The sequence below is a fragment of the Salmonella sp. SSDFZ69 genome, assembly GCF_004010755.1.
In the GTDB taxonomy this organism is placed as follows: domain Bacteria; phylum Pseudomonadota; class Gammaproteobacteria; order Enterobacterales; family Enterobacteriaceae; genus Salmonella; species Salmonella enterica.
This window is the reverse complement of record NZ_CP034831.1, coordinates 1360671-1385873: the sequence shown is the minus strand read 5'-3', so window position 1 is coordinate 1385873 and position 25203 is coordinate 1360671. Positions and strand designations below refer to the sequence as shown.

Here is a 25203-nt window from a genome sequence, read left to right as displayed (position 1 = left end):
AAATAACGTGCGAGTTCATTTTGTTGTCCATGAGTCGTTTGAATCCGCTGGCGCTTATCTGAAATGGGCTGAAGATCGCGGTTATACCATTTCATGGTCGCGCGTCTATGCCGGAGAAGCGCTACCGCCCAATGCCGATGAGTTCGATATGCTCGTGGTATTTGGCGGTCCGCAGTCGCCGCGCACCACCCGCGAAGAGTGCCCGTACTTTGACTCTCGCGCCGAACAGCACTTAATTAATCAGGCGATTTCGGCCCGGCGAATGGTTATCGGCATTTGTCTTGGTTCGCAGCTCATTGGCGAGGCGCTGGGCGCCGCGGTGTGCCAAAGTCCGGAAAAAGAGATTGGTCACTACCCTATTACGCTCACTGAAGCCGGTCTGCGGCATCCGCTTATCGCCCACTTTGGCTCACCGTTAACCGTCGGCCACTGGCACAACGATATGCCAGGACTCACCGATCAGGCGACCGTGCTGGCCGAAAGCGAAGGCTGTCCACGTCAGATAGTGCAGTACGGCAATTTTGTCTACGGCTTCCAGTGTCATATGGAATTTACCGTCGAGGCGGTTGAAGGATTAATCCAACATTCGCAGCAGGAGCTGGCCGACGCGCAAGGGAAGCGTTTTATCCGCTCGGTTGCCGAGATGCGCGCATGGGATTACCAGCAAATGAATGAAAAGCTGTGGCGTTTTCTGGATGAACTCACGCTGGCGCACTCACAGAAATAACCCCACCAGGAGTGCAACTTATTACCCGGCTAACGGTCTGAGGTGCAGTGATTATCGCATGAAAAAGGATTTTACCATGAAGAAAATTGTCTGCGCCGTCGTTGCGCTCCTGCTGACCCTACCCGCCTGGGCGAAGCTAAACGCCCATGAAGAAGCGCGCATTAACGCCATGCTGAATGCGCTGGCGCAGAAAAAGGATCTGACCTTCGTTCGTAACGGTGATGCGCATAACTGCGAGGAAGCCGTATCGCACCTGCGCTTAAAACTGGGCAACACGCGCAATCGTATCGACACCGCCGAACAGTTTATCGATAAAGTCGCGTCGTCGTCGTCCATCACCGGAAAACCCTATATCGTTAAAATTCCCGGTAAAGCGGATGAAAATGCACAGCCTTTCTTGCACGCGCTGATTACTGAAACGGATAAAACAGTTACTGAATAAGGTCCATGCTTGTAGGATGAAGTGTACACAATGGAATGCAAGGAATGAGGCATATTAGAACTATAATTATTTTGCTAATTGGATCATTTTTTTCAATTTCATTGCTAATCTTGTTCATTGAGATTGCAATGGGTGATGTATCTAAATATTCATTAGTTGGTATTTTTGTTTTATGGATTACATCTTTGATTATTGGAATAATGAATGTTTGGTGGCATATTTTAATTGCAGTTATTTTAATGATGTTATTTACTAACATTAAGAAAAAATGGTTAATTATTGTGATCTATATATATGTGTTTCTTATCGGATTAACTAGTTGTATTATAACTGGTGTATAGAAATGAATTCATGCACACTAGTAATAATGCAAATTAAGGGAGCATCCATAAATGAATCAGAGAAATTGTATGAAAGAACTATAAAAACATTTGAATATGCCATCTTAAAATTCAAATCAAAATTTAACTATTGTATGAATAATTTTATGTCATTCTTACATTCGATATTGAATAAAAATATATATCTACTCAATTTAGTATTTATACCTGATGTGGTTAATGCTCATGGTATGGGTGTTACAGAAACCGTATTTATAAACTGGTGGGTAATTTTAAGTTTAAATTTTATCATCTTCGTTACATTGTTTTTCTATAATAGAATTATTGTGTCGTTATTTTATTTATTTTCTTTCTTAACGATGTTGTTCTTGTTCTTGTTCTTTCATTTATATATGAAAACTTATATTGATGTATATTTTTATATAAATGGATATGTAGCTTTGATTATTGTACCTTTGCTTATTACATATATTTTTACGCGAGTGAATAAAAATCGAAAAAAATAAAATAGCAGAGTGATTATTATGAACACAGCAATCGTAATGTATATACTCATTATCGTGTAAGTTACAAAAAATATTGGCTCTATCCATTAACTGTCTATACTTCTGGAAGTTCACGAAATTACCGCTAAACCATTAGGCAATAGTTATTTCATTAACCTAACTTCACTTCCCATAAAACTTGTACCACGTACCACCCACGCCCATCTTCATGCCCCAGATCCATTGCCAGAGCCTCTTTCCCGCTAAACCTTTGCGCCAGATCAGGGCGGCGAGCACACTTTGTTAAAACAAATAATAAAAGATCAAAATACGATCGATTTGTTTATTTTTAAGATACTCAATCGAGTCACATCCTGAAGCCACCGCATTTAAATGCGGTAAACATGACATTGTTAAGCCCGTTTAACAAAGTATGCTCGCCCTGTTTCTATAATACGAATCGGTCCGCAGAATAATCTGTTAGTTTAAATCCCTGCCCCCTGGCTGAAATGCTCTTCACCAAACACGCCGGTAGACAAGTAACGGTCGCCGCGATCGCAGATGATCGCCACCACTATCGCGCCGGGCGTGGCTCGTGCGACGCGTAACGCGCCCGCTACCGCGCCGCCGGAACTCACGCCGCAGAAAATGCCTTCACGAACGGCCAGTTCACGCATGGTGTTTTCGGCATCATTCTGATGAATATCCAGCACCTCATCTACCAGCGAGGCGTTAAAAATGCCCGGCATATATTCCGCAGGCCAGCGGCGAATGCCCGGAATACTGCTGCCCTCTTCCGGTTGCAGGCCGACGATAGTGACCGGCTTTTCCTGCTCGCGCAGAAAACGCGACACGCCGGTAATGGTACCGGTCGTCCCCATACTGGAGACAAAATGGGTGATGCGACCTGACGTTTGCCGCCAGATTTCCGGGCCGGTGGTCGTGTAGTGGGCGTAGGGATTATCAGGATTATTAAACTGATCGAGCAGTTTGCCCTCGCCTCGTTCAGACATAACGAGCGCTAAATCGCGCGCCCCTTCCATTCCCTGCTCTTTAGTGACCAGAATCAGTTCCGCGCCATAGGCCCGCATTGCCGCCCGACGCTCCTGGCTCATGTTGTCCGGCATCAACAGCTTCATGCGATAACCTTTCAGCGCGGCAATCATCGCCAGCGCAATGCCAGTGTTGCCGCTGGTCGCTTCAATCAGGACATCGCCCGGTTTAATTTCCCCGCGCTTTTCCGCCTCGACAATCATCGATAGCGCCGCGCGATCTTTCACCGATCCTGCCGGATTATTGCCTTCCAGCTTGACCCAGATTTCACTGCCGTTATCCGGCCCCAGACGTTGTAATTTGACCAGCGGCGTGTTGCCGATCGTTTGTTCTAATGTATTCACGTTTTCAGCTCGTAAAAAAGCCCGGTATGCGTAGCGCCACCGGGCGATAACTATACAAATTAACCTATCAGGCCGATTGCGCCAGAGCAAGTTCCTCTTCACGCGTTTCAATACGCTGGTCGCCGTTATACAGACGCGCTTTTTGCAGTCCAACAAACAAACGCTCGCCGCGAACCGGAACATCCTCACCCGCCATCACCACCGTCAGCGGATCGTGATACCACCCCAGCGGCTGCACCACTAGCTGTGTATAGTGACCTTTCGGGCTGGCCTCAATGACCTGTACTGGTAGCGGAGAATCCAGGCTGGTGCGGCGGCTAATATCCACCTCCCACGGACGCAGGAACAGATCGACCGGCCCCTGGTACGCGGGCGTATAACCCAGCGGCCAGCGATGCGCGCCAACGTGAAACTGCCCACCGCGGACGGTGCCTGTCAGGCGGTTCACCTCGCCCATAAACTCCAGTACGAAGCGGGTTGCCGGTTCACGCCACACTCGATCCGGCGCATCAGCCTGTTCGATATTGCCCTGACTCATCACCACCACCCGATCCGCCACTTCCGTCGCTTCTTCCTGATCGTGGGTGACAAAGACGCTGGTAAATTTCAGTTCTTCATGTAGCTGGCGCAACCAGCGACGTAACTCTTTACGTACCTGGGCATCCAGCGCGCCAAAGGGTTCATCCAGCAGTAGAATTTGCGGTTCCACGGCAAGCGCGCGCGCCAGCGCCACGCGCTGTTTTTGTCCGCCGGAAAGCTGGGCGGGGAAACGATCCGCGAGGTGCGCCAGTTGCACCATCTCCAGCAATTGCGTCACTTTCGTTTTAATCGCCGCCGCAGTTGGGCGGTCGCGTCGCGGCAGCACCGTCAGACCAAAAGCAATGTTGTCAAACACCGTCATATGGCGAAACAGCGCATAGTGCTGAAACACAAAACCGACTTTACGCTCACGCGCGTGCAGACGGCTAACGTCCGTACCGTGGAAACGAATATGGCCGCTGGACTGATGTTCCAGCCCGGCAATAATGCGCAGCAGCGTCGTTTTGCCGGAACCAGACGGCCCCAACAAGGCAACCATCTGGCCGGAAGGAATATCCAGCGAGATATCATTCAGTACCTGAGTACGACCAAACGATTTCTTAATTCTGGCGATCTCAATGCTCATGATTTTCCTCCTGTTGCGCGCGTTTTTCCTGATTCTCCAGACGCCATTGCAACATGCTCTTCAAAAACAGGGTAATAATCGCCATTAGCGTCAACAATGCGGCGGCGGTAAAGGAGCCGACGGTGTTGTAGTCCTGCTCCAGTAATTCAATCTGTAACGGTAGCGATAACGTTTCGCCGCGAATCGAGCCGGACACCACCGACACCGCGCCAAACTCGCCAATCGCGCGGGCGTTGGTTAACACCACGCCGTAGAGTAGCGCCCAGCGAATATTCGGCAACGTCACGCGGCGAAACATTTGCCAGCCGGATGCGCCCAGTAAAATCGCCGCCTCATCTTCCTGACTGCCCTGGCTGAGCATCACTGGCACCAGTTCGCGCACCACAAACGGACAGGTGACAAAAATAGTGACCAGTACCATCCCCGGCCAGGAGAACATCATTTGCAAATTATGCTCATCCAGCCAGCCGCCCAACGGGCCGTTGGAACCATAAAACAACAGATAAACCAGACCGGCCACCACCGGTGAGACGGCAAAGGGAATATCCAGCAGGGTCAGCAATAGCTGACGTCCGGGGAAGTTAAAGCGCGTCACCAGCCACGCCAGCAGAATGCCGAACACCAGATTCACCGGCACTGCGATCAAGGCAATCAACACCGTCAGCCAGATGGCGTGCAGCATGTCCGGATCGGCCAGATTTTGCAGTACCGGCATTAACCCTTTGCTGAACGCCTGCACGAAGATGTAAATCATCGGCACCAGCAGGATAAACGCCGAAACCAGCATCCCGACGCCAATCAGAAACCATTTTCCCCAGTTAATACGGGGGACGTCGTATCGCTTCAATTGAGTCACTTCCGCCATTAATGACCTACCACACGTCGACCAAAGCGACTTTGCAGAGTGTTAATTGAGAACAGCAGCAGCAGTGACGCCGCAAGGATCACCGAGGCAATGGCGCTGGCGGCGGGGTAATCAAACTCCTGCAAACGCACAAAAATCATCAGCGAGGTCACTTCTGTTTTCCAGGCGATATTTCCGGCGATAAAAATCACCGCGCCAAACTCGCCCAGGCTACGGGTAAAAGAGAGCGCCACGCCGGCAATCAGCGCAGGCGACAGCTCAGGCAGCACGACTTTGCGAAAACTTTGCAGGCGGGTGGCCCCCAGGGTTTGTGCCGCTTCTTCATATTCCGGCCCCAGCTCTTCCAGTACCGGCTGGACGGTGCGCACCACAAATGGAATGCTGGTAAAGGCCATCGCCACCGCAATACCGAGCCAGGTATAGGTCACTTTGATATCAAACTGCGCTAGAAACTGACCGTAGAAACCGTTCACTGAGAACAGCGAGGCCAGCGTCAGACCCGCCACCGCTGTCGGCAGCGCAAATGGCAGATCCATCAGCGCATCCAGCAACGTGCGCCCAGGAAAACGGTAGCGGGTTAAAATCCACGCCATCAGCAGGCCAAACACGCCGTTAAAAATCGACGCTACAAATGCCGCCAGTAGCGTCACTTTATAGGCAGCCACCACCTGAGGGTTGGTCACGACATCCCAGTATTGCGACCAGCTCATCTGTGAGAGCTGCATCACCAGCGCGCTCAACGGCAACAGCAGGATCAGGCAGACAAACAGCAAACTGGTGCCGAGGCTTAACGTAAAGCCGGGCAGCACGCGTCGGGAAGAAACGGCAAGCATTACTTACGCCCCGCCGCCAACAGTTTGTCCAGCTCGCCGCCGCTGGCAAAGTGCGTTTTCATCACCTCAGGCCAGGAACCAAACTTGTCTTCCACGCGGAACAGTTCGGTCTGCGGGAATTTATCTGCTTGCTTGCCCATGATTTCCGGGTTATTCACGCGGTAGTAGTAATGGGTGATGATGGTCTGCGCCTGCGGGCTATACAGCCAGTTCAGGTAAGCTTTGGCGGCTTTTTCTGTGCCGTTGGCCTGCACGTTTTTATCCACCCAGGCGACCGGGAATTCAGCAAGAATGTTCGTTTTCGGGATCACCACTTCAAATCCCTGGGCTTCATATTGTTTGCGGATGTTGTTCACTTCCGATTCAAAACTAATCAGCACATCGCCCAGACCACGCTCGGCAAAGGTAGTCGTAGCGCCGCGACCGCCGGTATCAAACACTTCGACGTTTTTCAGGAACTGGGTCATAAACTGTTCGGTTTTGGCTTTATCGCCGCCGTCCGCGTTATCCGCCGCGCCCCATGCCGCCAGATACGTGTAACGGGCGTTGCCGGAGGTTTTCGGGTTAGGGAAAATCAGCTTCACGTCGGAACGTACAAGATCGCTCCAGTCGTGAATATTTTTGGGGTTCCCCTTGCGCACCAGGAAGCCCATCGTGGAATAGAATGGCGAACTGTTGTTCGGCAGACGGCTTTGCCAGTCGGCAGGGATCAGTTTGCCTTTATCATGGAGAATCTGTACGTCGGTCACCTGATTGTAGGTCACGACGTCTGCCTTCAGTCCCTGCAAAATCGCCAGCGCCTGTTTTGATGACCCGGCATGAGACTGCTTAATCGTCAGCTTATCGCCGCCGTTATCCTTCGCCCATTGTTGCTCAAACGGCGGGTTAAGGGCGGCAAACAGCTCGCGGGAGACATCGTATGAGCTGTTCAGCAGCTCCGTTGCCTGCGCCTGCCCTGCCAGTAACAGCATTGCTGCCAGCGTCAGGGGTCTCTTTTTCAGTAAGTTAACGGCCATTGCGCACCCTTATAAATTTAATGACTTTCTTATAGTCATCATATTTATAACCAGTGCTAAAGGAGTAACGGTTTTATATACCGTTTGATGATTTGAAAGTTGAAAAGGGAATAAGAGAATCCCTCCCCACGCGGCGCGGGGAGGAGACCGGCATCAATCAGACGCCTACGCTTACGCTTTCAGGCAGGGTACTGCCGCCATCAATGACGTTTTGCGTTCCGGTAAGATAGCTGGACTCATCGGAAGCCAGAAATGCCGCCAGTTCCCCTACTTCCAGCGGATCGGCAAGACGGCGTAGCGGAATGGCTTTTGCCATTTCCGTTAATACCGATTCCGGATCGTCAGGGTTAGACTGACGGGCAATGCTTTCCGCCATCGGCGTTCTTACATAACCGGGGCAAATGGCATTCACACGAATACCGGACTGCGCATACTCTACCGCCAGCGATTTGGTTAAACCGACAATGGCGGCTTTTGACAGCGCATAGGCCGTCTCACCCGGGTCCGCCACCATATCTCCCGTGACGGAAGACATCATCACAATGCGGCCATCTTTACGTTTAATCATCTCCGGCAGGACGGCTTTGGTGACGTTCCAGACACCTTTAATATTAATATCAATGTGGAAATCGCGATCTTCTTCACTCATATCGAGGAAGTTGCCCAGACGGCACACGCCAGCGTTATTCACCAAAATATCAATTCTACCTTCAGTCTCTTTGGCGCGCGCAACCGCCGCCTGCACCGAAGCAAAATCTCTGACGTCAGCCTTAACGGCAGTGCAGCGATGCCCGCGCCCGCCCAGCTCATCCGCCAGCTTTTCAATCTCATCGGAGATATCCAGCAAGATTAAGTTCGCGCCGTGGCGTGCGAATACGCGAGCGATCCCTTCGCCAATGCCCTGCGATGCGCCCGTAATCAATGCTGTCTTGCCCGTGAGTTTACCCATTTTCAATGTCTCCTTTTGAATATGGAGTCTTACACTCCATTAACACTGAAAATACAGTAATAACAAATAAGTGCTGAGGAATAGCTCACTAATTCAGGTAAATATTAGGTAAAAAAATCCCCGCGGAGGCGGGGATGGGCATTTTTATGCTGTTCTGCCTGATGGCGCTGCGCTTATCAGGCCTACCAATCGTAGGTCGAATAAAGCGTTTGCGCTGCCATCCGACAGGGTTTTACCTTATAGCGCTAACAGGCGATCCAGCGACGGCGCAAAATAGTAGCCGCCAGTCACCGGTTTGGTGAAGCGCAGCATTGCGTCGCGTTTACCGTCGGTATCGCCGAACATACTCAGAAGCTGCTGTTCGATATTGTGCAGGCGTGCGCAGTAAGCGCAGAAATAGAGACCATGAGTACCGCTGGCGGTGCCGTATGGCAGGCTCTGACGCACAATCTTCAGCCCTTTGCCATCTTCTTTGAGATCGACGCGGCTCAGGTGAGATGTTGCCGGACGCGCATCGCCGTCAATCTCTTCATTGGCTTCTTTGGTACGCCCGATCATCATCTCCTGATCGTGAATACTCATCCGGTTAAGTTGCTTGAGATTGTGTTCCCAACGCTGCACGAACACATAACTGCCGCCGGCATCCACGCCATCTTTGATCACCGCCACTTCACGGCGCGTCTCTTCGCCTGCCGGATTCTCTGTCCCGTCGACAAAGCCGCTCAGATCGCGTTCTTCCACCCAACGGAAGCCGTGAACTTCTTCTTTCACGTCGATACAGTCGCCGAAGGCTTCCATCGCCGCCTGGGCAACAGAAAAATTCACATCGTGGCGCAGGGAAAGGATATGGATCAGCACGTCATACTGCGTGGCCGGCGCCAGCCCTTTACCATAAGGAATAAAATCTTTCAGTTCTTCCGCCCCGACGCCGCCGCTCAGGGCACGCCAGGTGTTGTTGCCAAACGCCACAACGGCCCCAAGATGGGCGTCCGGAAATTTGACTTCGAAGGTCGCCAGTTTATCGGCAAATGTTCTGCTGGCCGCGCGCAGGGCGTCCAGGTCGCCTTTCACATTGGCTTCAATCCAAATTGCCGCACGGCAATGTTCCGGCAAAATGCCACTTTGAACCTGAGACATGATTCCTCCTGAAAATGAGAATGCCACGCAGTCGTGGCATTAATGGAGGCTATTTTACCTTGTTTTTAAGCGAAGCGGTTTGTTCAGGCGCAAATTAACGACGCCAGATAATTTTGCGCACGTCCCAGTTTTTTAAGACGTCATCAGGAGGCATTAAGCCTTCCGGTCCGCTCCACTCGCCGGAGAAAACATAGCTAATATGCTGACTTCCCTCGGCTTTACATTCGACGCTGGTATGGCTATCGCTGGAAACCGGCTCGCAGTGACCAAACGCTTTGCTGTAAAGGTCGCTAAACGGCGTACCGATTTTGCCCCCCGCGGCGGTTGGGATATCGCTGTCCAGCACATCAATACGGCTCACGGTTCCCTGCTCGCCGTTGATCACCATCGCGACGCTGTCGCCCTTCATCGCTTCGAAAAAGCGCACCACGTTGCCGTTATCGGTTTTCATACCGCTACGCAGGCGATAATCGCCATCTAATGCCTCTGCAATAGCCGGCTCTTCCAGCGGCGTGGCGGCGGTCAGCGCTCCCACGCCTTGCTCAGTGACTTCTGTCGAGGAACCAAACCAGTTCCATGGATTTGCGGCAGACCAGTTGACCGAGGAGAGCGTCGAGCAGCCGGTCAGCGCCAGCGGCAGTGCGAGTAAAGTCAAACGCAGCGATTTCATCTCACTTCCTTTCTTTTATTAATTAACGTTGGTTGGAGTGCGGGTTCGCCAAAAAGTGCCGTTATTCTTTCTCAAGGGAAAAACAGGCACGCAAACGTTGATTGGTTAACAGCCAGATCAGCGCGACGATGTCCGCCAGCAGCAGCGCCAGCCCGACGCCGTTGACCGGGTCGCCACCCAGCCACATCACCGGCAGCCAGCACAACGACACCAGTTGAGCAAGGATCAGGAGTCCGCGCAGCCAGCGCCACACACCAGGAAACGCTTCACGCCGCCCGCTGAGTAAAAACGCCACTACCGCCGGAACGCCGGGCAACAGCCCCAGCCAAAAATTATCATGGTCGGGATAAAAAAAGTTTAACAAAGTATTACCCTGTCCACGGGATGAACCGGCAATGATAAAGAGTACCCAGGCGCGCGCCTGAAGTAGCAGTACGCACCAGAACAGAAACGGCAGGCGTAAACGTCCGTGTAAATCATAATCGGCTGGATGAAACTCAGTACTCTTCATCTTCAATCAGGCGTTTACCCAAACTTAGGGCGTCAGAATGCTCATACCCCAGACGTTCATACATGCCCAGCACAACGTCGTTATCATCACGCACCATAATTTGGATTTTCGGACACCCGCGAGCGATGAGTTTTTTTTCCAGCCGGTTAAGCAACGCATTCGCAATGCCGCGCCCGCGGAACTCCGGGTGAACGCCCAGGTAATACGCCGAGCCGCGATGCCCGTCATAACCGCCCATTACCGTACCGACGACTTCGCCGCTAACTTCCGCAACGAGGAACAAGCTGACATCGTGATTCACCTTGCGTTCAATATCCATTTCAGGATCGTTCCATGGACGCAGCAGGTCGCAACGCTCCCAGAGGGTAATCACCTCTTCGAAATCTTCCTGGCGAAAAACGCGTATTTCCATGGTATTCGTTGCCTTTTCGGGTGGAAAAACCAAGATTATGGCGCAAACATCTGATTCAGCCAATATCTGACGCGATGTAGCGGAAAAAATGGCATAATGGCGATGTGTCACGTATTGAAATGAAAAGTAAAACAATTCTCATCACCAACCGTCGTAACGGATTACGCGATACGATATAACATCTTGAACTTAATTTTCACAACTCAGGCCGTATGAGCACTTTTAAACTCCTAAAAACTCTCACATCGCGCCGCCAGGTACTCAAAACAGGTCTGGCGGCCCTGACGCTGTCAGGTATGTCGCACGCAATAGCCAAAGAAGAAACGCTAAAAACCAGTAATGGTCACAGCAAACCCAAAACCAAAAAAACCGGCAGTAAACGGCTGGTGATGCTCGACCCCGGACACGGCGGCATCGATACCGGCGCGATTGGCCGCAACGGTTCTCAGGAAAAACACGTCGTGCTGGCAATTGCCAAAAACGTGCGCGCTATTTTGCGAAATCACGGAATCGATGCGCGTTTAACCCGGACAGGGGATACCTTTATTCCGCTGTACGATCGGGTGGAAATCGCCCATAAGCACGGCGCGGATCTGTTTATGTCTATTCATGCCGATGGTTTTACCAATCCGAAAGCGGCGGGCGCTTCCGTTTTTGCGCTTTCCAACCGCGGGGCCAGTAGCGCCATGGCGAAGTATCTCTCCGAGCGTGAAAACCGCGCGGACGAAGTGGCGGGTAAAAAAGCCACTGACCGGGATCATCTATTACAACAAGTTTTGTTTGATCTGGTACAAACCGATACGATTAAAAACAGTCTGACGCTGGGTTCGCATATTCTCAAGAAAATCAAACCTATACATAAATTACACAGCCGCACTACCGAACAAGCGGCTTTCGTGGTGCTAAAATCACCGTCAATTCCGTCGGTACTGGTCGAAACCTCGTTTATTACCAATCCGGAAGAAGAACGCCTGCTGGGCACGACGGCGTTTCGCCAGAAAATCGCTACGGCGATCGCCAACGGCATCATCAGTTATTTTCACTGGTTTGATAATCAGAAAGCACACACGAAGAAACGGTAATCATGAAACCCGATGCACATCACGTAAAACAGTTTCTGCTACGCCTGCAGGATGATATTTGCCAAACGTTATCCGCTGTGGATGGCGCAAACTTTGTCGAAGATAGCTGGCGACGCGAAGCGGGCGGCGGCGGACGCAGCCGGGTATTACGCAACGGCGGGATTTTCGAACAGGCGGGCGTTAATTTCTCTCACGTTCACGGCGATGCAATGCCCGCGTCCGCCACCGCGCATCGGCCAGAACTGGCCGGGCGTAGCTTTGAAGCGATGGGCGTATCGCTGGTGGTGCATCCGCACAATCCGTATATTCCCACCAGCCATGCTAACGTGCGCTTTTTTATTGCCGAAAAACCGGGCGCCGATCCGGTGTGGTGGTTTGGCGGCGGGTTCGATTTAACGCCCTACTACGGCTTTGAAGAGGATGCCGTTCACTGGCACCGCACCGCCCGCGACCTGTGCCAGCCGTTTGGCGACGATGTGTATCCGCGCTATAAAAAGTGGTGCGATGACTACTTTTTCCTCAAGCATCGTAACGAGCAGCGCGGTATCGGCGGCCTGTTTTTTGACGATTTGAATACGCCGGATTTCGACTACTGCTTCGCCTTTATGCAGGCGGTCGGCAACGGCTACACCGAGGCGTATTTACCGATTGTCGAACGACGCAAAGCGATGGTCTGGGGAGAGCGGGAGCGTAATTTTCAACTTTATCGCCGCGGTCGCTACGTGGAGTTCAATCTGGTGTGGGACAGAGGCACCCTGTTTGGTCTGCAAACCGGCGGGCGCACTGAATCTATCCTGATGTCGATGCCGCCGCTGGTGCGCTGGGAGTACGACTGGCAGCCGGAAGCGGGTAGCCCGGAAGCGGCGCTGAGCGAGTTTATTCAGGTACGCGACTGGATTTAACTTATTTATAAAGTAAAACAATGCAAACAAATACACGAAAAGTAGTAACCAGTGACGCCAAATGGCATCCCCATCTGGGTATAAGTTTTATTGGCTGCCTGCTTGCCATTACACTAGAAATATATTTTGAAGAAAGAATATTCATCCCTCATAGCGGAGGGGTGAGCTTCGGTCTGATCGTGCTTCTGGTTATCAATATGGTGACCATCCCTGTGGTCATGGCCCTGATAACATTACTCTGCTTTATTATTCATATTCCGCGTAAAAGCGTTAACTGCATCTTGCTATGCCTACTGGCATGTATTTTGACGATAGCCGGTTTGTTTATCGCCTATCCGGTTGGCCGTTGAATAAAAGCAGGCTCGTAGAAATAAACGAGTTCATTGTAGATAAAGAACTCGGTAATTCGCATTCTGACCTGGTAGTGTTGTACGGCATATAACACCGTTTTCGCCACGGCCGTTCCTAATTCACCCACGACCTTTTCACAGCTCGGCGGCCACCCGGCCTGGGTTCAGGATGCGGAATACCCAACGTGCCCAACGTGCGCGCAAACGATAATGTTCCTCGCACAAATAAGTTATGAAGATATTGAGAAATATGCCAATGGGATGCTTTACGGGCTTATCAGCGGAGGCAAAATTGCGCGCGGTTCCCCGGAGGCGGCGCTGGCGTGCCTTGTCCGGGCTACCAACCACAGACAGCAGCGAATCCGTAGGCCCGGTAAGGCGCCAGCCGCCACCGGGCAATTCCCGACACGCGCACGTTATCAGCAACCGGAGAGCCTACCCATCAATATCAAGCCCATTGCCGCATCCGTTGATGCAGCGTCAACGACGGTTTTTCGGCAAATAATTGCTGATAATCGGTGGCAAATTGCCCCAGATGCCAGAATCCCCACTGCATCGCGGCATCTTTGACCGTGGCGCTCTGCGACCACGGGCTAATCAACTCCCGGCGTACTGCGTTTAAGCGAATACGTTTCAGCCACGCATTGGGGCCAATGCCCAAAATGGCGTGAAACGCATTTTGCAGCGTGCGACGGCTTACGTGTAGCTGGTTACATAAGTCGAGCACCGTCAGCGGCTCCGACATATTTTCCAGCACATATTCCCGCGCCCGCGACAGTAGCCTACGATATCCCTGATGGCTGATGCTTTCGGCGCTATGAATCGGCTTCGCCTCTTCCAGCATCGTGCCCATCGCCAGCAACAAATTATCACTCAAGACCTTACGCACCGCAGGTTGATGCAGGGTTTCAGGACTCTCGCTAAAGGTGGCCAGCGCCTGCTGCACAAAGCCCCACAGCGCCGCTTTATGCTGCTCTTTTACCTCCAGCGCTAACTGGTTACGTAGCATATGCAGCACCCTTTCCGGGTTATGCAAAAACGTGGCCTGACGGGAAATAACATCTTCCGAGATAACGACGCCCAGAATGGTGTAATCATCCGGCGTGCTCAGTTCAAACTCAGTGCCTCCCGGTCGGGTGGCAATCTCGGCGCTGCCGAGCCCCTGCGCGCCGATAAATCCCTGTTCGCCGCGCGTCGCCGGAATACCAAACCAGAAAGAGTTTGGCCAAACCAGACACGACTGACGCAGCGCCAGGCCGGTGTATTCACGGAACACCTGAATCTCATCAAGCAGGATTTCCGTGAACTCGCCATGAAATTTACCCGGGTGTAACTGATCGTAGATCTGCTGCCAGGCGGTGATAGTCAGAGCATGTTCATAGACATCCGTCGTCCGTCGCTGATGAACATTGTCCACCTCGACTCTGGGCGTAAGTTTAACGTCTTCGGGTAACGCTTCATGATAAAGATGGTGCAAATTCGCTGTACGGGTCTTTTTCATGATCTTCTATGCCGGACGCCCGCCAGGACGCCCGGCCCTCCGACAGATTAATTTTTGATGCGATAGCGACTACTGCGTTTACGCAACGCTCCGTCAGAAAAGAGTTGTTCCAGCACGTTTCTGGCCTGCTCCAGCGGCCAGCCAAAATGCGCGGCCACCTCTCCCACCGTCATTCCCTGGCGTACTGATGCCAGCAGCGCCAGTAACGCTTCAGCGAACTCAGGCGTTGCGGGTACCTGGGGCGCTTTCTCAGTCGGCGTTGTCGCACGCGCAAACCCGCCAATCAGCCACTGGGTGTCCTCTTCCGGACGACCAATTTCTTTGCGACTAATCACACGGCCTGTGCGCTGCGCGGCGGCGCTTCCGGCATCCAGCGCCGCACGACACGCCGCCAGATCGCCCTCCACCACCAGCGTGAGCCTGCCAGGGTCGAGCACTTGATGACTGAGCAAACGCACGTTGGCCGCTTTCAGCATGGCATCCGCCGCATCGACGGCGGCGACCATTCCGTCCACTTCCAGTAATCCCAGGGCATTGATCATTGGCAGCCTCCGTTACGCACGCTGGACAGGGTTACGGGCGATATCCAGCACGGCGTCGGTAAAGGCGTTGCAGGCGGCTTTACACGCGGCCTGGCTTCCCGTTAAGAACGCGGCCGAATAGTTGGTTTCCGACGGCGGCGGCACGTAAGTCACCAGCTGAACGTCAGCGGATTTCATCGCCGCGTCAATGCCGAATGTCGCTTCCAGCGGCGGCGCCACTAGGTAGGCCATTGGATCGCCCAGCGCGATACCTGCGGTAGACGAGAGGTACGAGCCGGTACGCGAAACCACATGCGCCAGGAATGCGGTATTTTCCGCATCGTTCGCCCACTGGAACGCCGCGCCGTTTTCAATGCTGGCGACCATTGCATCCAGACCGGCGCGCACTTCCGCCGGGTTCGGTCCGCCCAGCATAATCAACACCTCACCAGCGGTAGGCGACGGCCCGTGAGCCGCCCCGGCATAGAGGGAGCGGCCATAGACCACTTCCACCATCGCCTGTTTGGTCGCTTCGTCAGCGGCAATATAGGTCACATCATCAGAATCTGCCGTGATGAGTCCGAGGCTACGTATATGTGGCGGTAATTTAAGTTCCCGCGCAAAGCCGTCATTCACGGAGGCAATCACGCGCATGGCAGTCACTGAAGGTCGAATCAAATCTAATGCAGGCATGATGTCTCCTTAACGGGTCATGTTGATGCCGGACGCTTTCTGCTCCAGCATCCGTTTGGCCAAATCCACAATCACGGCGGCGGCTTCTACTGGCGGCGTCCCCCCCTGATGAATGTTTGAAATACAGGTTCTGTCGGCCTCGACGGTGGTCGCCACGCGCGGGGAATAGACGGCGTAGCAGGAAAGACTTTCCGACTGCCCCAGCCCCGGACGTTCGCCCACCAGCAGGATGACGACCTTCGCGCCGAGAATTTCGCCAATCTGATCTTCAATCTTCACGCGGCCATAGCGCACAAAGAACGGCGTGCCGACGTTCAGCCCGGCCTGCTTCAGACCGGCAAGCAGCGGCGGCAGGATCTCTTCATAGTTGGCGGTAATCGCATCCGTAGAGAGGCCATCGGAGACCACTACCTGCACATCCGGGTTCATCACGCACTGCGACTTCAGCGCGTCAATGGCTTCCGGGCTCAGGCGACGCCCCATATCCGGGCGCGTCAGGTACAGGTTTTTGTCGCTGATCTCCGAACGCACTTCCAGCAGCCCTTGCGCTTTTACCCACTCTTTCGGCACTTCTTTGAGCACGGTGTCTTTCGAACGGGAGTGATCCGCCAGGAAGCGCAACAGCGCCTGGGTACGTGGACGTGGGCCAGCGCGCCCGGTACATACACGAGCAGCGGTACTGCGACGCAGTTCGGTCAGCACGTCCGCACGATGCGGATTCTCGACGCCAATCCAGGCTTTTGCCTCTGCGGAACCTAAATCCAGCGCGCAGCTTTCGGTCACCGTCGGCGCGGCGCACTGCGGCTTTGCGCCTGCCTGCGTTGACGGCGCGACGGGCTGCGGTACGTCCTGTCCCATTGACGCCATCACGCTACGTACAATTTCTTCAATCTGTTTTTGATCCATGGTGTTATCCCCGCGTCATCAGAAGAACAGTGACGGATCGCCCGCCCGTTTGGTCAGACGACCGTTTGCCATAATGCCCATCGTTTCCAGCCAGCGTTCAAACTCCGGCGATGGCCGTAAATTCAGCAACTGACGGACGGTGGCGGTATCGTGGAAAGCGGTGGTCTGGTAGTTGAGCATGATGTCGTCGCCGAGCGGCATCCCCATGATGTAGTTACAGCCGGCAGTGGCGAGCAGAATCATCAGGTTTTCGTTAAGGTTCTGGTCGGCGTCGGCATGGTTGGTATAGCAGCAGTCGCAGCCCATGGAGATGCCGCTCAGCTTGCCCATAAAGTGATCTTCGAGACCGGCGCGGATAATCTGCCTGTCGTTGTAGAGATACTCCGGCCCGATAAAGCCCACCACGGTGTTCACCAGGAACGGATCGTAGTGGCGCGCCAGCCCGTAGTTACGCGCTTCCATCGTCACCTGGTCGGCACCAAAGTTCGCACCAGCCGACAGCGCAGACCCTTGCCCGGTTTCAAAGTACAGGCAGTTTTCCCCGGCGATGCGGTTGAACTCCGCCCCCACAGCCCGCGCTTCGTCGAGCATCGCCAGTTCCACGCCGAACTCTTTTAAGCCCTTCTCGCTGCCGCAAATGCTTTGGAAAATCAGTCCGCCCGGCGCGCCGCGACGAATCGCTTCGATCTGGGTGGTGACGTGCGCCAGCACGCAGCCCTGGGTCGGAATATTGAATTTATCGATAACGCCGTAAACGGTGTCGAGCACGCGGGTCAGGTTCTCCACGTCATCGGTCACCGGGTTAACGCCGATCACCGCATCGCCTGCGCCGAAAGAAAGCCCTTCGTAGATTTGCGCGGCGATACTCTGTACATCGTCACGGGTATCGTTCGGCTGCAAACGGCAGCTAAAGGTGCCCGGAATACCGATGGTGGTATTGGCTTTTTTGATCACCGGCATTTTCTTGCCGCCGTAGATCAGGTCAGCGTTGGAGCAGATTTTCGCTACTGCCGCCACCACTTCGGAGGTCAGGCCTTTGCGGGTAAACGCGATGTCGTCCACGGAGGTTTCATCGCTCAGTACGTATTCGCGCAGTTCGCTGATGCTCCAGTTTTTAATCCGGTTATAGGCCGTTTCGTTGACGTCGTCCTGAATCAGGCGCGTCACGCAGTCCTCTTCATAGGCAATCACCGGATTGTTGCGGATATCCGCCACCGTCATTTCCGACAGTACCTGTTTTGCCGCTACGCGCTCCTGCGAACTTGCCGCGGCAACCCCGGCCAGCACATCCCCCGAACGCAGTTCGTTGGCTTTAGCCAGTACCTCTTTTACATCCTTAAACTGATAAACATTGCCGAACAATGTGGTCTTTAGTTTCATAAGTCGTTCCCTCAGGAAGGAAATGCGAGTGATTTCACCGTCACCGGCACAACCGATCCGCCAAAAAGAGGCGTACCAATGTCGATATAGTCTCCCGCCCGCACGACCACCTCATCGATGACCGCCAGCGGAAGTTGCGGTAACTGTGGGCGCAATAACATGCCCAGCGCTTTACCAAAATCCTGCTCGGCCACCACCAGCAGGGGATGTGGATTGGGATAACGCGCGACAAAAGCCGTCAGCGCGTTGATGACCGTGAGTAATGCGGCGTAACGCACCGGAAGCGTGGCGGGAAGCGCCAGCACGTAAGCGTCGGTTTGCGGGTCGAGATCAAGCTGGAGAAGCGCCTGCCGCCAGGCGTTCACCAGATCGGCGTCATCCTGCGGGATCGCCACCGGCAGGTTGCGCAGCGGCAGTTGGACGTCTTCCAGCCAGATAGTACTGCCGGAAAGCGAGAGCGTATGGGCCCCCGCGCCAATCACCGTGGCGCGCACGGTTTGCGCCGGAAACTGCACGTTCATCTCGCGCAGACGCGGGTGCTCATGCAGCGCGGTCGCCAGCAGCGGCCCGATATCAGAAAAGCAGAACGGATCGGCAGGTTGGTTGCGGTAGCATTCACCTACCCCACCGGAAAGGGTGATCACCTCTGGCGTAATATCGGCGGGCAGCAGCCCGGTTTGCATCAGCGATTGCGCCAGCGGCGAGAGCGCGCCAGTGATAACCTCGACGATGAGATCCGCCATCCGCCGCGCCACCTGTCCCAACTGTGCGGCAGCTAAGGCGCGAGCATCAGTACCCGAACCGAACACCTCATCGATAATCATCTGCCCCGGCTGATGGGCATAAACCACGCGCCCCTGAGCATCGGTTTCCAGCAGGCGACCACCGACGTTAAGGCAGGCGGTGCCGCTGACTTTTCCCGCGTCAAACAGCGCGTAGTTAGACGTGCCGCCGCCGATATCAATATTCAACACCCTACACATCCGCTGCTCAGACAAGCTTTGCGCTCCGGCGCCGTGACCGGCAATGACTGATTCCAGATGCGGCCCAGCGCTGGCGACCACAAAGTCGCCCAGCGACTGCGAGAGCGTCATGACCGCCGGACGGGCGTTGCGGGTTTTGGCGCTTTCGCCGGTGATAATGATAGCCCCGGAGTCCACCGATTCAGGCGCGATGCCTGCGGCCTGATACTGGGCCAGAATCAGCGCTTTAAGTTCTACCTCTTTCAGACCGCCCTGTTTATCCACGGGCGTAAAGAAGACTGGGCTTTGCCAGCTAATGTCGCGTTTGATGAATTCGTAGCGCGGCACCTGCGACACCGCCGCACGGTTAACCAACTCCAGGCGCGAGAAGATCACCTGCGTGGTGGTGGTGCCGATATCGATACCGACGCTCAGTAGCTGGCGAGTGTTCACGATTGCGCCTCCGCTTCGGTTTTCACCTGGGCGGCGTCATCTTTCGGCACCAGCATCATCGCCACGCCAATCGCCGTCACGCCGCCGATCAGCTTGCCGACAATCATCGGGAAGATCATGGCGTTCATATTCGCGGCGGCGAAGCCTAAATGGTCGCCCAGCGCGAACGCCGCAGAGACGGCAAATGCGCAGTTAATCACTTTGCCGCGGGTATCCATCTGCTTCATCATGCCGAACATGGGGATATTGTTCGCCAGGGTCGCTACCATGCCTGCCGCCGCAATATTATTTACGTTCAGCAGTTTACCGACATTCATCAACGGTTTTTCAAACCAGCGGGTCAGTAACAGCACCATCGGATACGCGCCAAGCAGCACGCAGGAGATAGAGCCGATCACTTCAATGGCGCGCATCACTTCGCCGGGCTTGTCGCCTGGCGCCATAAAGATCGGGTCGAGTCCCGGAATCAACTCCCAACCCAACAGGAATTTAACCACCGCAGCCGCCAGACCGATGGTGATCAGCGCCACCAGAAATTTGGCGAAAATCTGGAAACCGTTGATCATTTTTTCCGGGATGAACTTCAGCCCCAGCGCTACCAGCACCGCGACGATCAATACCGGGATCATGTTCATCAGGATCAGCGCGAAGGTAAACTCCACTGGCTGACCATTGATCTGCACGCCTGAGTACATGGCGATCAATCCCCCCGCAATGCAGCCAATGGGAATGGTGACGATACCCGCCAGTACGCCAAGCGCCAGGTAGCGGCGGTCAGACGGTTCGATAATGCCGAGCGCCACCGGAATGGAGAACACAATGGTCGGTCCCATCATCGACCCAAGTATTAACCCTGAGTATAGCCACGCCGCGACATCACCGCCGGCCAGCTCTTTGGCGAGGAAGAATCCGCCCATATCACAGGCCAGTAGCGTACCCGCGAACATGGATGGGTTCGCGCCCAGCATTTCGTATACCTGGATAATAACCGGCCCCAGTACATGCGCCAGCACCGGCGCCAGCGCGGTCATACCGACCATCGCCAGTCCCAGCGCGCCCATCGCCATAAAGCCCTCTTCAAACTGGCCGCCAGACCCCTCGATACTCCTGCCGAATTTACCGAGAAAGCGCGCCGACCCGCCGAACTGCGACAGGATTCTGTCCACGGCGGCAATCAGCATAAAGAACATCATGATGTACATGATGATTTCGTTAATTCCCATAGCCCTTACTCCCTGCCATTTATGATTTGTAGGCCGGATAAGACGTTTACGTCGCCTCCGGCATTAACGCCGTGTTATTGCCGGATGGCGGTGCGAGCACCTTATCCGGCCTACAGGCATTACCCGGCAGCCGCGTACAGGTCGATAATCTGTGCCTGTGTGGCGGTGCGTGGGTTACTGCGCAGACAAATATCCTCCAGCGCGGCTTGCGCCCACGCGCTGTAGTGTTCGGGTTTGGCGCCAGCGTCAGCCAGCCGTTTGCTCTGCCCCACTTCGGCAATCAGCTCGCTCACCGCCGCAATCGCATCGCGATCGTCCGATTTCTTATTGGTTAACGCCCGACCGATTTGACTGAAGCGCTCGCGGCAAACCATCCGGTTAAAGCCCATGACTGTTGGCAGCAGCATGGCGTTGGCCTGGCCGTGCGGAATATGCAGCGCCGCTCCTGGCTGATGCGCCATCGCATGACACAGCCCCAAACCGGCGCTGGAAAAGGCCATTCCCGCCATACAGGAGGCCAGCAACATATTTTCACGCGCCGCCAGATCGTGGCCGTAACCCACGGCTTTCGGCAGCGATTTGCCAATCATCGCTATCGCGCCAATCGCCAGGCTGTCGGTAAACGGCGTGGCGTTGAGCGCGCTGTAGGCCTCAATCGCATGCGTCAACGCATCGATACCGGTCATCGCCGTCACGTTTGGCGGAACGCCTTCGGTCACGGCAGCATCAAGAATCGCCACGTCCGGCATTAGTGACGCGTGCGCCAGCACCTGCTTGCGCCCGCTGACCGCGTCGATAATCACCGTCACGTTGGTGGTTTCAGAACCGGTTCCGGCGGTGGTCGGCACCGCAATCAGCGGCAGACGCGGGCGTAATGTACTGTGCTCGGTCATGGCGCTCAGCGTCTGGTCAGGGTTAGTAACCAGCAGGGCAACCGCTTTCGCCGCGTCCAGCACCGAACCGCCGCCAAAGGCCACTACGCCGTCGCACGCCGCCTCACGCAGTTGCGCCACCGCCGCGCAAACGTCGGTAATGCACGGCTCGCCAGGCGGACACGGCCAGACCGTCATCGCCACGCCCTTCATCGCCAGGCTGCGTGCCAGCGGCGCGGTCATTCCCGCCTGATGCAGGAAGCTGTCGACCATCACAAACAGATGGCTTACGCCTCGCGCTTGCGCTTCCTGTCCACAGGCGCCGAGCGCCCCAAGTCCGCACAGCGTGACCGGCGGTACGCTGAACGTTTTCACCCGTTGCAGATTCAGGGTGTCGAATGCCTGAAACAGCGCCGTCTGTAGTTCAGCTTGCATAGAGTCCCTCCGCTTTCGCTCTCCCGCTGTTAGCTATCGCCAGCGGGGTCATAAACAGGCTGTGCTGTGGTAAATGCACCTGTAATTCCGGGAAACGCTGGCGAAATAACGCCTCCACGCCCGGCTGCATACAGGAACCGCCCGCCAGCCATAAATCAGCAATTCCTTGCCCTTCAATGTGGCGAGCAACGATCTCCGCCATCTTTTCGTACACCGGCTTCACTACCGGCCAAATCTCCTGCGCATTGCTGCGTTTGTACTGTTCCGCCTCTTCCAGGGGAATACGGCGGTTGCCCGCCAGCGTCAGGGAGATATGGTGCCCGCCAGTGGCTTCATCGGCGGAGTAAGTCACCTTGCCCTGTTTGACGATGGCAATGCCGGTAGTGCCGCCGCCAATATCCACCACGCCTGCATTATCAAGCGCCAGCAGATCCGCTACCGCCGTCGGCTCATCCAGTACGTGGCTGACTTCTAACCCGGCAGACTCCAGCACGTTGATCGAAATACGCGGGTCGGTGCCCGGCGGGAACGAGGTCGCCGCGTGGGTAAAGCGGCAGCCGAGCTGCTGTTCAAGGGTGTCGAGATGGCGGCGCACGAGGGTGACGGCGCCGAAGAAATCCCAGACGATGCCGTCACGCACAACGTCGGCCCAGTCAAGGCATACCGCCACCGGCTGGGCGTTGCCGTCGACCACCATCGACACCACGTCGCAGGTGCCCAAATCGACGCCCAGCCACAGCGGTGTATCGCTGGCGGCGGGCGTCTGGTTACACAGGGCCGCCGCTTTTTGCAGTCTTGGAGTGAGCCAGAGTTGTTCGTCGTGCGCCATGAGTCATCCCTTATACAATGCGAAACGCATCCACCAGCACGCATCGACGCAGCCGCACAAAGGTACGTGCGCTGGTCACGCCTTCACCGGTTGGCGTAGTGATAGTCATGGTGGTCCAGCCTTCTCCGCCCAATCCAAGCCCGGCAATGCACGGCCCGTTTTTGACGAAAATGCTGGTGTCGATGGCGTTCGCCATCTGGTTCATGTTGTCGATATTGCGCGAGTGCATCGCCGCCGTATGGTGGCAACCGCCTTCAAGCTGAACCGCCAGGGCGATGGCTTCTTCGACGTTGGCGACCCGTACCACCGGCAGTACCGGCATCATCATTTCAGTGACGGCAAAGGGATGGTTAGCGGGCGTTTCCACAAACAGCAGGCGCGTTTGATCCGGGACGTTCAGGCCGATGGCTGCGGCAATCTTGCCCGCGTCACGACCGACCCAGTCACGGCTGACGGTGCCTTTACCGCGTTCATCGATATTCTTCAGCAGCACCGGCTGGAGCTGTTCGGCCTGAGCGGCGGTCAGTTTCACCGCGTGCTGACCTTCCATCAGACGCATCAGCTCGTCGGCGACGCTATCCACCACAATCAGCACTTTTTCGTCGGCACAGATGATGTTGTTATCAAACGACGCGCCTTTGACGATGGATTGTGCAGCGCGCGGCAGGTCGGCGGTCTCATCCACCACCACCGGGGGATTACCGGCACCGGCGGCGATCAGGCGTTTATTAGTATGTTTGCGCGCCGCGTCCACCACCGCTTCGCCGCCGGTCACCACCAGCAGGCCAATACCGGGATATTTGAACAACCGCTGGGCGGTTTCGATATCCGGGTTCGCCACGGTGACCAGCAGATTTTCCGGGCCGCCGGCGGCGACCACAGCCTGATTGAGGAGGGTGATTGCCCGCTGAGAGACCTTTTTCGCCGCCGGATGCGGGGCAAACACGACGCTGTTGCCTGCGGCAATCAGGCTGATGGCGTTATTAATCACCGTCGCCGCCGGATTGGTGGACGGCGTGACCGAGGCCACCACGCCCCACGGCGCATTTTCAATCAGCGTCAGGCCGTTATCGCCGGTCAGCACCTGCGGAGATAAACACTCGACGCCCGGCGTGCCGCGCGCCTGCGCCACGTTTTTAGCAAATTTATCGTCAACGCGTCCCATGCCGGTTTCGCTGACGGCAAGCTCCGCTAATTCTCGGGCGTGTTTTTCGCCCGCCTCGCGAATGGCATGAATAGCAAGCTGGCGCATCGCCACGCTCTTCAGCCCCTGCTGGGCCCGTTTTGCTGCCGCCACTGCGTCATCCAGGGAGGCAAAAACGCCCATCTCATGAACAGTGCTGGCCGGCTGGCTGCTGTCTTTCATTTTCAGCAGTACCGCTTTCACCACCTGTTCAATATCCTGTTGATTCATGATGTTCAGTCCTATTTATGGAAAACCACTTTCCCGCCAGCCACCACTTCATCGACGATGCCAATGACGCACAGATCGACCGGTGATAATTCGCTGCGATGCGCCTGGCGTGCGGAACTGCCGCTGACCAGCAGTACCCACTCTCCGGTTCCCGCCCCGATACTGTCGATAGCGACGGCACACTGCCCGTCGGGGTTGCCCTGGGCATCGATCATTTCCACCATCAGCAATTTGTCATGCGCCAGTCCCTGATGGCGGACGGTACATACGATTTGTCCTGTGACGACTGCCAGTTTCATATCCGCCTCCATGGATTGCCCGTTGGGTCGTAGGCCTTGAATCTGCGCACCATCAGGCAATGGCGCGCATTCATGCCGGATGGCGACGCTGCGCGTCTTATCCGGCCTACCATCAAATGTTGCTGTCGCCTTTGAAGCTGATCGGGAACACTTCTTCCAGATCGCCGTGCGGGCGTGGAATCACGTGTACGGAGACCAGCTCGCCAATGCGCTGCGCCGCAGCGGCGCCAGCATCGGTTGCGGCTTTGCACGCCGCCACGTCGCCACGCACCATGGCCGTACACAGGCCACCGCCAATCTGCTTCACGCCGACCAGCTTCACGCGTGCGGCTTTTACCATCGCATCTGAGGCCTCAATCAGCGCAACCAGGCCCCGGGTTTCAATCATTCCTAATGCTTCCATCGTGTTTTCCTCTCATTAAAGGGGTCCA

The 25203-nt window shown here is 55.1% G+C and carries 27 protein-coding genes and 1 pseudogene; 6 read left to right on the top strand and 22 right to left on the bottom strand.

What is annotated here, in order from left to right:
• Positions 1–7 precede the first annotated feature (7 nt).
• Together EOS98_RS06780 and EOS98_RS06775 are read left to right on the top strand one after the other, a co-directional pair.
• Entirely contained in the window at positions 8–727 is a 720-nt protein-coding gene (locus tag EOS98_RS06780; RefSeq protein WP_023218206.1) for a type 1 glutamine amidotransferase, read from the top strand.
• A 58-nt stretch (positions 728–785) separates the two neighbouring features.
• Complete coding sequence (locus tag EOS98_RS06775; protein WP_000710728.1) at positions 786–1169, top strand: YfeK family protein; 384 nt, start codon at positions 786–788, stop codon at positions 1167–1169.
• A 1311-nt stretch (positions 1170–2480) separates the two neighbouring features.
• Here the strand turns inward: EOS98_RS06775 and cysM are convergent.
• From cysM to EOS98_RS06720, 10 genes are all read right to left on the bottom strand, one after another.
• Complete coding sequence (cysM, locus tag EOS98_RS06765; protein ID WP_126523929.1) at positions 2481–3392, bottom strand: cysteine synthase CysM; 912 nt, start codon at positions 3390–3392, stop codon at positions 2481–2483.
• A gap of 67 nt (positions 3393–3459) precedes the next feature.
• Positions 3460–4557, bottom strand: a complete 1098-nt coding sequence (gene cysA / locus EOS98_RS06760) for a sulfate/thiosulfate ABC transporter ATP-binding protein CysA (protein WP_000021076.1) — start codon at positions 4555–4557, stop codon at positions 3460–3462.
• Positions 4547–5422: a sulfate/thiosulfate ABC transporter permease CysW gene (gene cysW / locus EOS98_RS06755; RefSeq protein WP_000852705.1), complete on the bottom strand. Its 876-nt coding sequence runs from the start codon at positions 5420–5422 to the stop codon at positions 4547–4549. The genes cysA and cysW overlap by 11 nt, the downstream gene beginning before the upstream one ends.
• Positions 5422–6255 (bottom strand): sulfate/thiosulfate ABC transporter permease CysT, encoded by an 834-nt coding sequence (cysT, locus tag EOS98_RS06750; protein WP_000881746.1) that lies wholly within the window; start codon positions 6253–6255, stop codon positions 5422–5424. The genes cysW and cysT overlap by 1 nt, the downstream gene beginning before the upstream one ends.
• Positions 6255–7271 carry a thiosulfate/sulfate ABC transporter substrate-binding protein CysP gene (gene cysP, locus EOS98_RS06745; RefSeq protein ID WP_000290273.1) on the bottom strand — a complete coding sequence of 339 codons (1017 nt, stop codon included), beginning with the start codon at positions 7269–7271 and terminating at the stop codon, positions 6255–6257. The genes cysT and cysP overlap by 1 nt, the downstream gene beginning before the upstream one ends.
• Positions 7272–7428: 157 nt before the next feature.
• On the bottom strand, positions 7429–8220 hold the full coding sequence (ucpA, locus tag EOS98_RS06740; RefSeq protein ID WP_000517460.1) for an SDR family oxidoreductase UcpA: 792 nt from the start codon (positions 8218–8220) through the stop codon (positions 7429–7431).
• Positions 8221–8457: 237 nt separating this feature from the next.
• Positions 8458–9357: a porphyrinogen peroxidase gene (gene yfeX, locus EOS98_RS06735; protein WP_000084583.1), complete on the bottom strand. Its 900-nt coding sequence runs from the start codon at positions 9355–9357 to the stop codon at positions 8458–8460.
• 94 nt (positions 9358–9451) lie between these two features.
• Positions 9452–10027, bottom strand: coding sequence for an RpoE-regulated lipoprotein (locus EOS98_RS06730; RefSeq protein WP_000838971.1), 576 nt, complete (start codon positions 10025–10027; stop codon positions 9452–9454).
• A 61-nt stretch (positions 10028–10088) separates the two neighbouring features.
• Positions 10089–10538 (bottom strand): DUF2919 domain-containing protein, encoded by a 450-nt coding sequence (locus tag EOS98_RS06725; protein ID WP_126523928.1) that lies wholly within the window; start codon positions 10536–10538, stop codon positions 10089–10091.
• Complete coding sequence (locus EOS98_RS06720) at positions 10525–10950, bottom strand: GNAT family acetyltransferase (RefSeq protein WP_000406008.1); 426 nt, start codon at positions 10948–10950, stop codon at positions 10525–10527. The genes EOS98_RS06725 and EOS98_RS06720 overlap by 14 nt, the downstream gene beginning before the upstream one ends.
• A gap of 212 nt (positions 10951–11162) precedes the next feature.
• On the opposite strand from EOS98_RS06720, the gene amiA reads away from it, so the two are divergent.
• The 4 genes and pseudogenes from amiA to EOS98_RS06700 form a co-directional block, all read left to right on the top strand.
• Positions 11163–12032 (top strand): N-acetylmuramoyl-L-alanine amidase AmiA, encoded by an 870-nt coding sequence (amiA, locus tag EOS98_RS06715; protein ID WP_000102880.1) that lies wholly within the window; start codon positions 11163–11165, stop codon positions 12030–12032.
• A gap of 2 nt (positions 12033–12034) precedes the next feature.
• Complete coding sequence (hemF, locus tag EOS98_RS06710; RefSeq protein WP_001619258.1) at positions 12035–12934, top strand: oxygen-dependent coproporphyrinogen oxidase; 900 nt, start codon at positions 12035–12037, stop codon at positions 12932–12934.
• Between the two features lie 20 nt (positions 12935–12954).
• On the top strand, positions 12955–13284 hold the full coding sequence (locus EOS98_RS06705) for a hypothetical protein (protein ID WP_023242678.1): 330 nt from the start codon (positions 12955–12957) through the stop codon (positions 13282–13284).
• Positions 13285–13359: 75 nt separating this feature from the next.
• Positions 13360–13563 (top strand): annotated as a pseudogene (locus EOS98_RS06700) (DUF1963 domain-containing protein); the annotation flags it as partial.
• A gap of 169 nt (positions 13564–13732) precedes the next feature.
• Here the strand turns inward: EOS98_RS06700 and eutR are convergent.
• The 12 genes from eutR to eutM form a co-directional block, all read right to left on the bottom strand.
• On the bottom strand, positions 13733–14785 hold the full coding sequence (gene eutR / locus EOS98_RS06695) for an HTH-type transcriptional regulator EutR (RefSeq protein WP_000753665.1): 1053 nt from the start codon (positions 14783–14785) through the stop codon (positions 13733–13735).
• A 47-nt stretch (positions 14786–14832) separates the two neighbouring features.
• Positions 14833–15327: an ethanolamine utilization microcompartment protein EutK gene (eutK, locus tag EOS98_RS06690; protein ID WP_126523927.1), complete on the bottom strand. Its 495-nt coding sequence runs from the start codon at positions 15325–15327 to the stop codon at positions 14833–14835.
• A gap of 12 nt (positions 15328–15339) precedes the next feature.
• Positions 15340–15999, bottom strand: a complete 660-nt coding sequence (eutL, locus tag EOS98_RS06685; protein WP_001111056.1) for an ethanolamine utilization microcompartment protein EutL — start codon at positions 15997–15999, stop codon at positions 15340–15342.
• 9 nt (positions 16000–16008) lie between these two features.
• A complete protein-coding gene (gene eutC, locus EOS98_RS06680; protein WP_127821154.1) occupies positions 16009–16905 on the bottom strand; it encodes an ethanolamine ammonia-lyase subunit EutC in 897 nt (298 codons plus the stop codon).
• A gap of 18 nt (positions 16906–16923) precedes the next feature.
• Positions 16924–18285: an ethanolamine ammonia-lyase subunit alpha gene (gene eutB / locus EOS98_RS06675; RefSeq protein WP_000769990.1), complete on the bottom strand. Its 1362-nt coding sequence runs from the start codon at positions 18283–18285 to the stop codon at positions 16924–16926.
• 11 nt (positions 18286–18296) lie between these two features.
• Positions 18297–19700: an ethanolamine ammonia-lyase reactivating factor EutA gene (eutA, locus tag EOS98_RS06670; RefSeq protein WP_080087591.1), complete on the bottom strand. Its 1404-nt coding sequence runs from the start codon at positions 19698–19700 to the stop codon at positions 18297–18299.
• A complete protein-coding gene (eutH, locus tag EOS98_RS06665; RefSeq protein WP_126523925.1) occupies positions 19697–20923 on the bottom strand; it encodes an ethanolamine utilization protein EutH in 1227 nt (408 codons plus the stop codon). The genes eutA and eutH overlap by 4 nt, the downstream gene beginning before the upstream one ends.
• Positions 20924–21042: 119 nt before the next feature.
• Positions 21043–22230: an ethanolamine utilization ethanol dehydrogenase EutG gene (eutG, locus tag EOS98_RS06660; protein WP_001147501.1), complete on the bottom strand. Its 1188-nt coding sequence runs from the start codon at positions 22228–22230 to the stop codon at positions 21043–21045.
• The gene (gene eutJ, locus EOS98_RS06655) at positions 22220–23059 is read right to left on the bottom strand and encodes an ethanolamine utilization protein EutJ (protein ID WP_000929675.1); all 840 of its coding nucleotides are present in this window, start codon (positions 23057–23059) and stop codon (positions 22220–22222) included. Before eutJ ends, eutG begins: the two co-directional genes overlap by 11 nt.
• A 10-nt stretch (positions 23060–23069) precedes the next feature.
• Positions 23070–24473: an aldehyde dehydrogenase family protein gene (locus EOS98_RS06650; protein WP_001075640.1), complete on the bottom strand. Its 1404-nt coding sequence runs from the start codon at positions 24471–24473 to the stop codon at positions 23070–23072.
• A gap of 11 nt (positions 24474–24484) precedes the next feature.
• The gene (gene eutN, locus EOS98_RS06645; protein WP_001522340.1) at positions 24485–24772 is read right to left on the bottom strand and encodes an ethanolamine utilization microcompartment protein EutN; all 288 of its coding nucleotides are present in this window, start codon (positions 24770–24772) and stop codon (positions 24485–24487) included.
• Positions 24773–24884: 112 nt separating this feature from the next.
• Positions 24885–25175: an ethanolamine utilization microcompartment protein EutM gene (gene eutM / locus EOS98_RS06640; protein WP_000387716.1), complete on the bottom strand. Its 291-nt coding sequence runs from the start codon at positions 25173–25175 to the stop codon at positions 24885–24887.
• Between the last annotated feature and the right edge of the window lie 28 nt (positions 25176–25203).

Bases quoted from the DNA above. Each gene is read 5' to 3' on its own strand.
- EOS98_RS06775 (WP_000710728.1), top strand. From the start codon at position 786: ATGAAAAAGGATTTTACCATGAAGAAAATTGTCTGCGCCGTCGTTGCG.
- cysA (WP_000021076.1), bottom strand. From the start codon at position 4,557: ATGAGCATTGAGATCGCCAGAATTAAGAAATCGTTTGGTCGTACTCAG.
- cysW (WP_000852705.1), bottom strand. From the start codon at position 5,422: ATGGCGGAAGTGACTCAATTGAAGCGATACGACGTCCCCCGTATTAAC.
- cysT (WP_000881746.1), bottom strand. From the start codon at position 6,255: ATGCTTGCCGTTTCTTCCCGACGCGTGCTGCCCGGCTTTACGTTAAGC.
- cysP (WP_000290273.1), bottom strand. From the start codon at position 7,271: ATGGCCGTTAACTTACTGAAAAAGAGACCCCTGACGCTGGCAGCAATG.
- ucpA (WP_000517460.1), bottom strand. From the start codon at position 8,220: ATGGGTAAACTCACGGGCAAGACAGCATTGATTACGGGCGCATCGCAG.
- yfeX (WP_000084583.1), bottom strand. From the start codon at position 9,357: ATGTCTCAGGTTCAAAGTGGCATTTTGCCGGAACATTGCCGTGCGGCA.
- EOS98_RS06730 (WP_000838971.1), bottom strand. From the start codon at position 10,027: ATGAAATCGCTGCGTTTGACTTTACTCGCACTGCCGCTGGCGCTGACC.
- EOS98_RS06725 (WP_126523928.1), bottom strand. From the start codon at position 10,538: ATGAAGAGTACTGAGTTTCATCCAGCCGATTATGATTTACACGGACGT.
- EOS98_RS06720 (WP_000406008.1), bottom strand. From the start codon at position 10,950: ATGGAAATACGCGTTTTTCGCCAGGAAGATTTCGAAGAGGTGATTACC.
- amiA (WP_000102880.1), top strand. From the start codon at position 11,163: ATGAGCACTTTTAAACTCCTAAAAACTCTCACATCGCGCCGCCAGGTA.
- hemF (WP_001619258.1), top strand. From the start codon at position 12,035: ATGAAACCCGATGCACATCACGTAAAACAGTTTCTGCTACGCCTGCAG.
- EOS98_RS06705 (WP_023242678.1), top strand. From the start codon at position 12,955: ATGCAAACAAATACACGAAAAGTAGTAACCAGTGACGCCAAATGGCAT.
- eutR (WP_000753665.1), bottom strand. From the start codon at position 14,785: ATGAAAAAGACCCGTACAGCGAATTTGCACCATCTTTATCATGAAGCG.
- eutK (WP_126523927.1), bottom strand. From the start codon at position 15,327: ATGATCAATGCCCTGGGATTACTGGAAGTGGACGGAATGGTCGCCGCC.
- eutL (WP_001111056.1), bottom strand. From the start codon at position 15,999: ATGCCTGCATTAGATTTGATTCGACCTTCAGTGACTGCCATGCGCGTG.
- eutC (WP_127821154.1), bottom strand. From the start codon at position 16,905: ATGGATCAAAAACAGATTGAAGAAATTGTACGTAGCGTGATGGCGTCA.
- eutB (WP_000769990.1), bottom strand. From the start codon at position 18,285: ATGAAACTAAAGACCACATTGTTCGGCAATGTTTATCAGTTTAAGGAT.
- eutH (WP_126523925.1), bottom strand. From the start codon at position 20,923: ATGGGAATTAACGAAATCATCATGTACATCATGATGTTCTTTATGCTG.
- eutG (WP_001147501.1), bottom strand. From the start codon at position 22,230: ATGCAAGCTGAACTACAGACGGCGCTGTTTCAGGCATTCGACACCCTG.
- eutJ (WP_000929675.1), bottom strand. From the start codon at position 23,059: ATGGCGCACGACGAACAACTCTGGCTCACTCCAAGACTGCAAAAAGCG.
- EOS98_RS06650 (WP_001075640.1), bottom strand. From the start codon at position 24,473: ATGAATCAACAGGATATTGAACAGGTGGTGAAAGCGGTACTGCTGAAA.
- eutN (WP_001522340.1), bottom strand. From the start codon at position 24,772: ATGAAACTGGCAGTCGTCACAGGACAAATCGTATGTACCGTCCGCCAT.
- eutM (WP_000387716.1), bottom strand. From the start codon at position 25,175: ATGGAAGCATTAGGAATGATTGAAACCCGGGGCCTGGTTGCGCTGATT.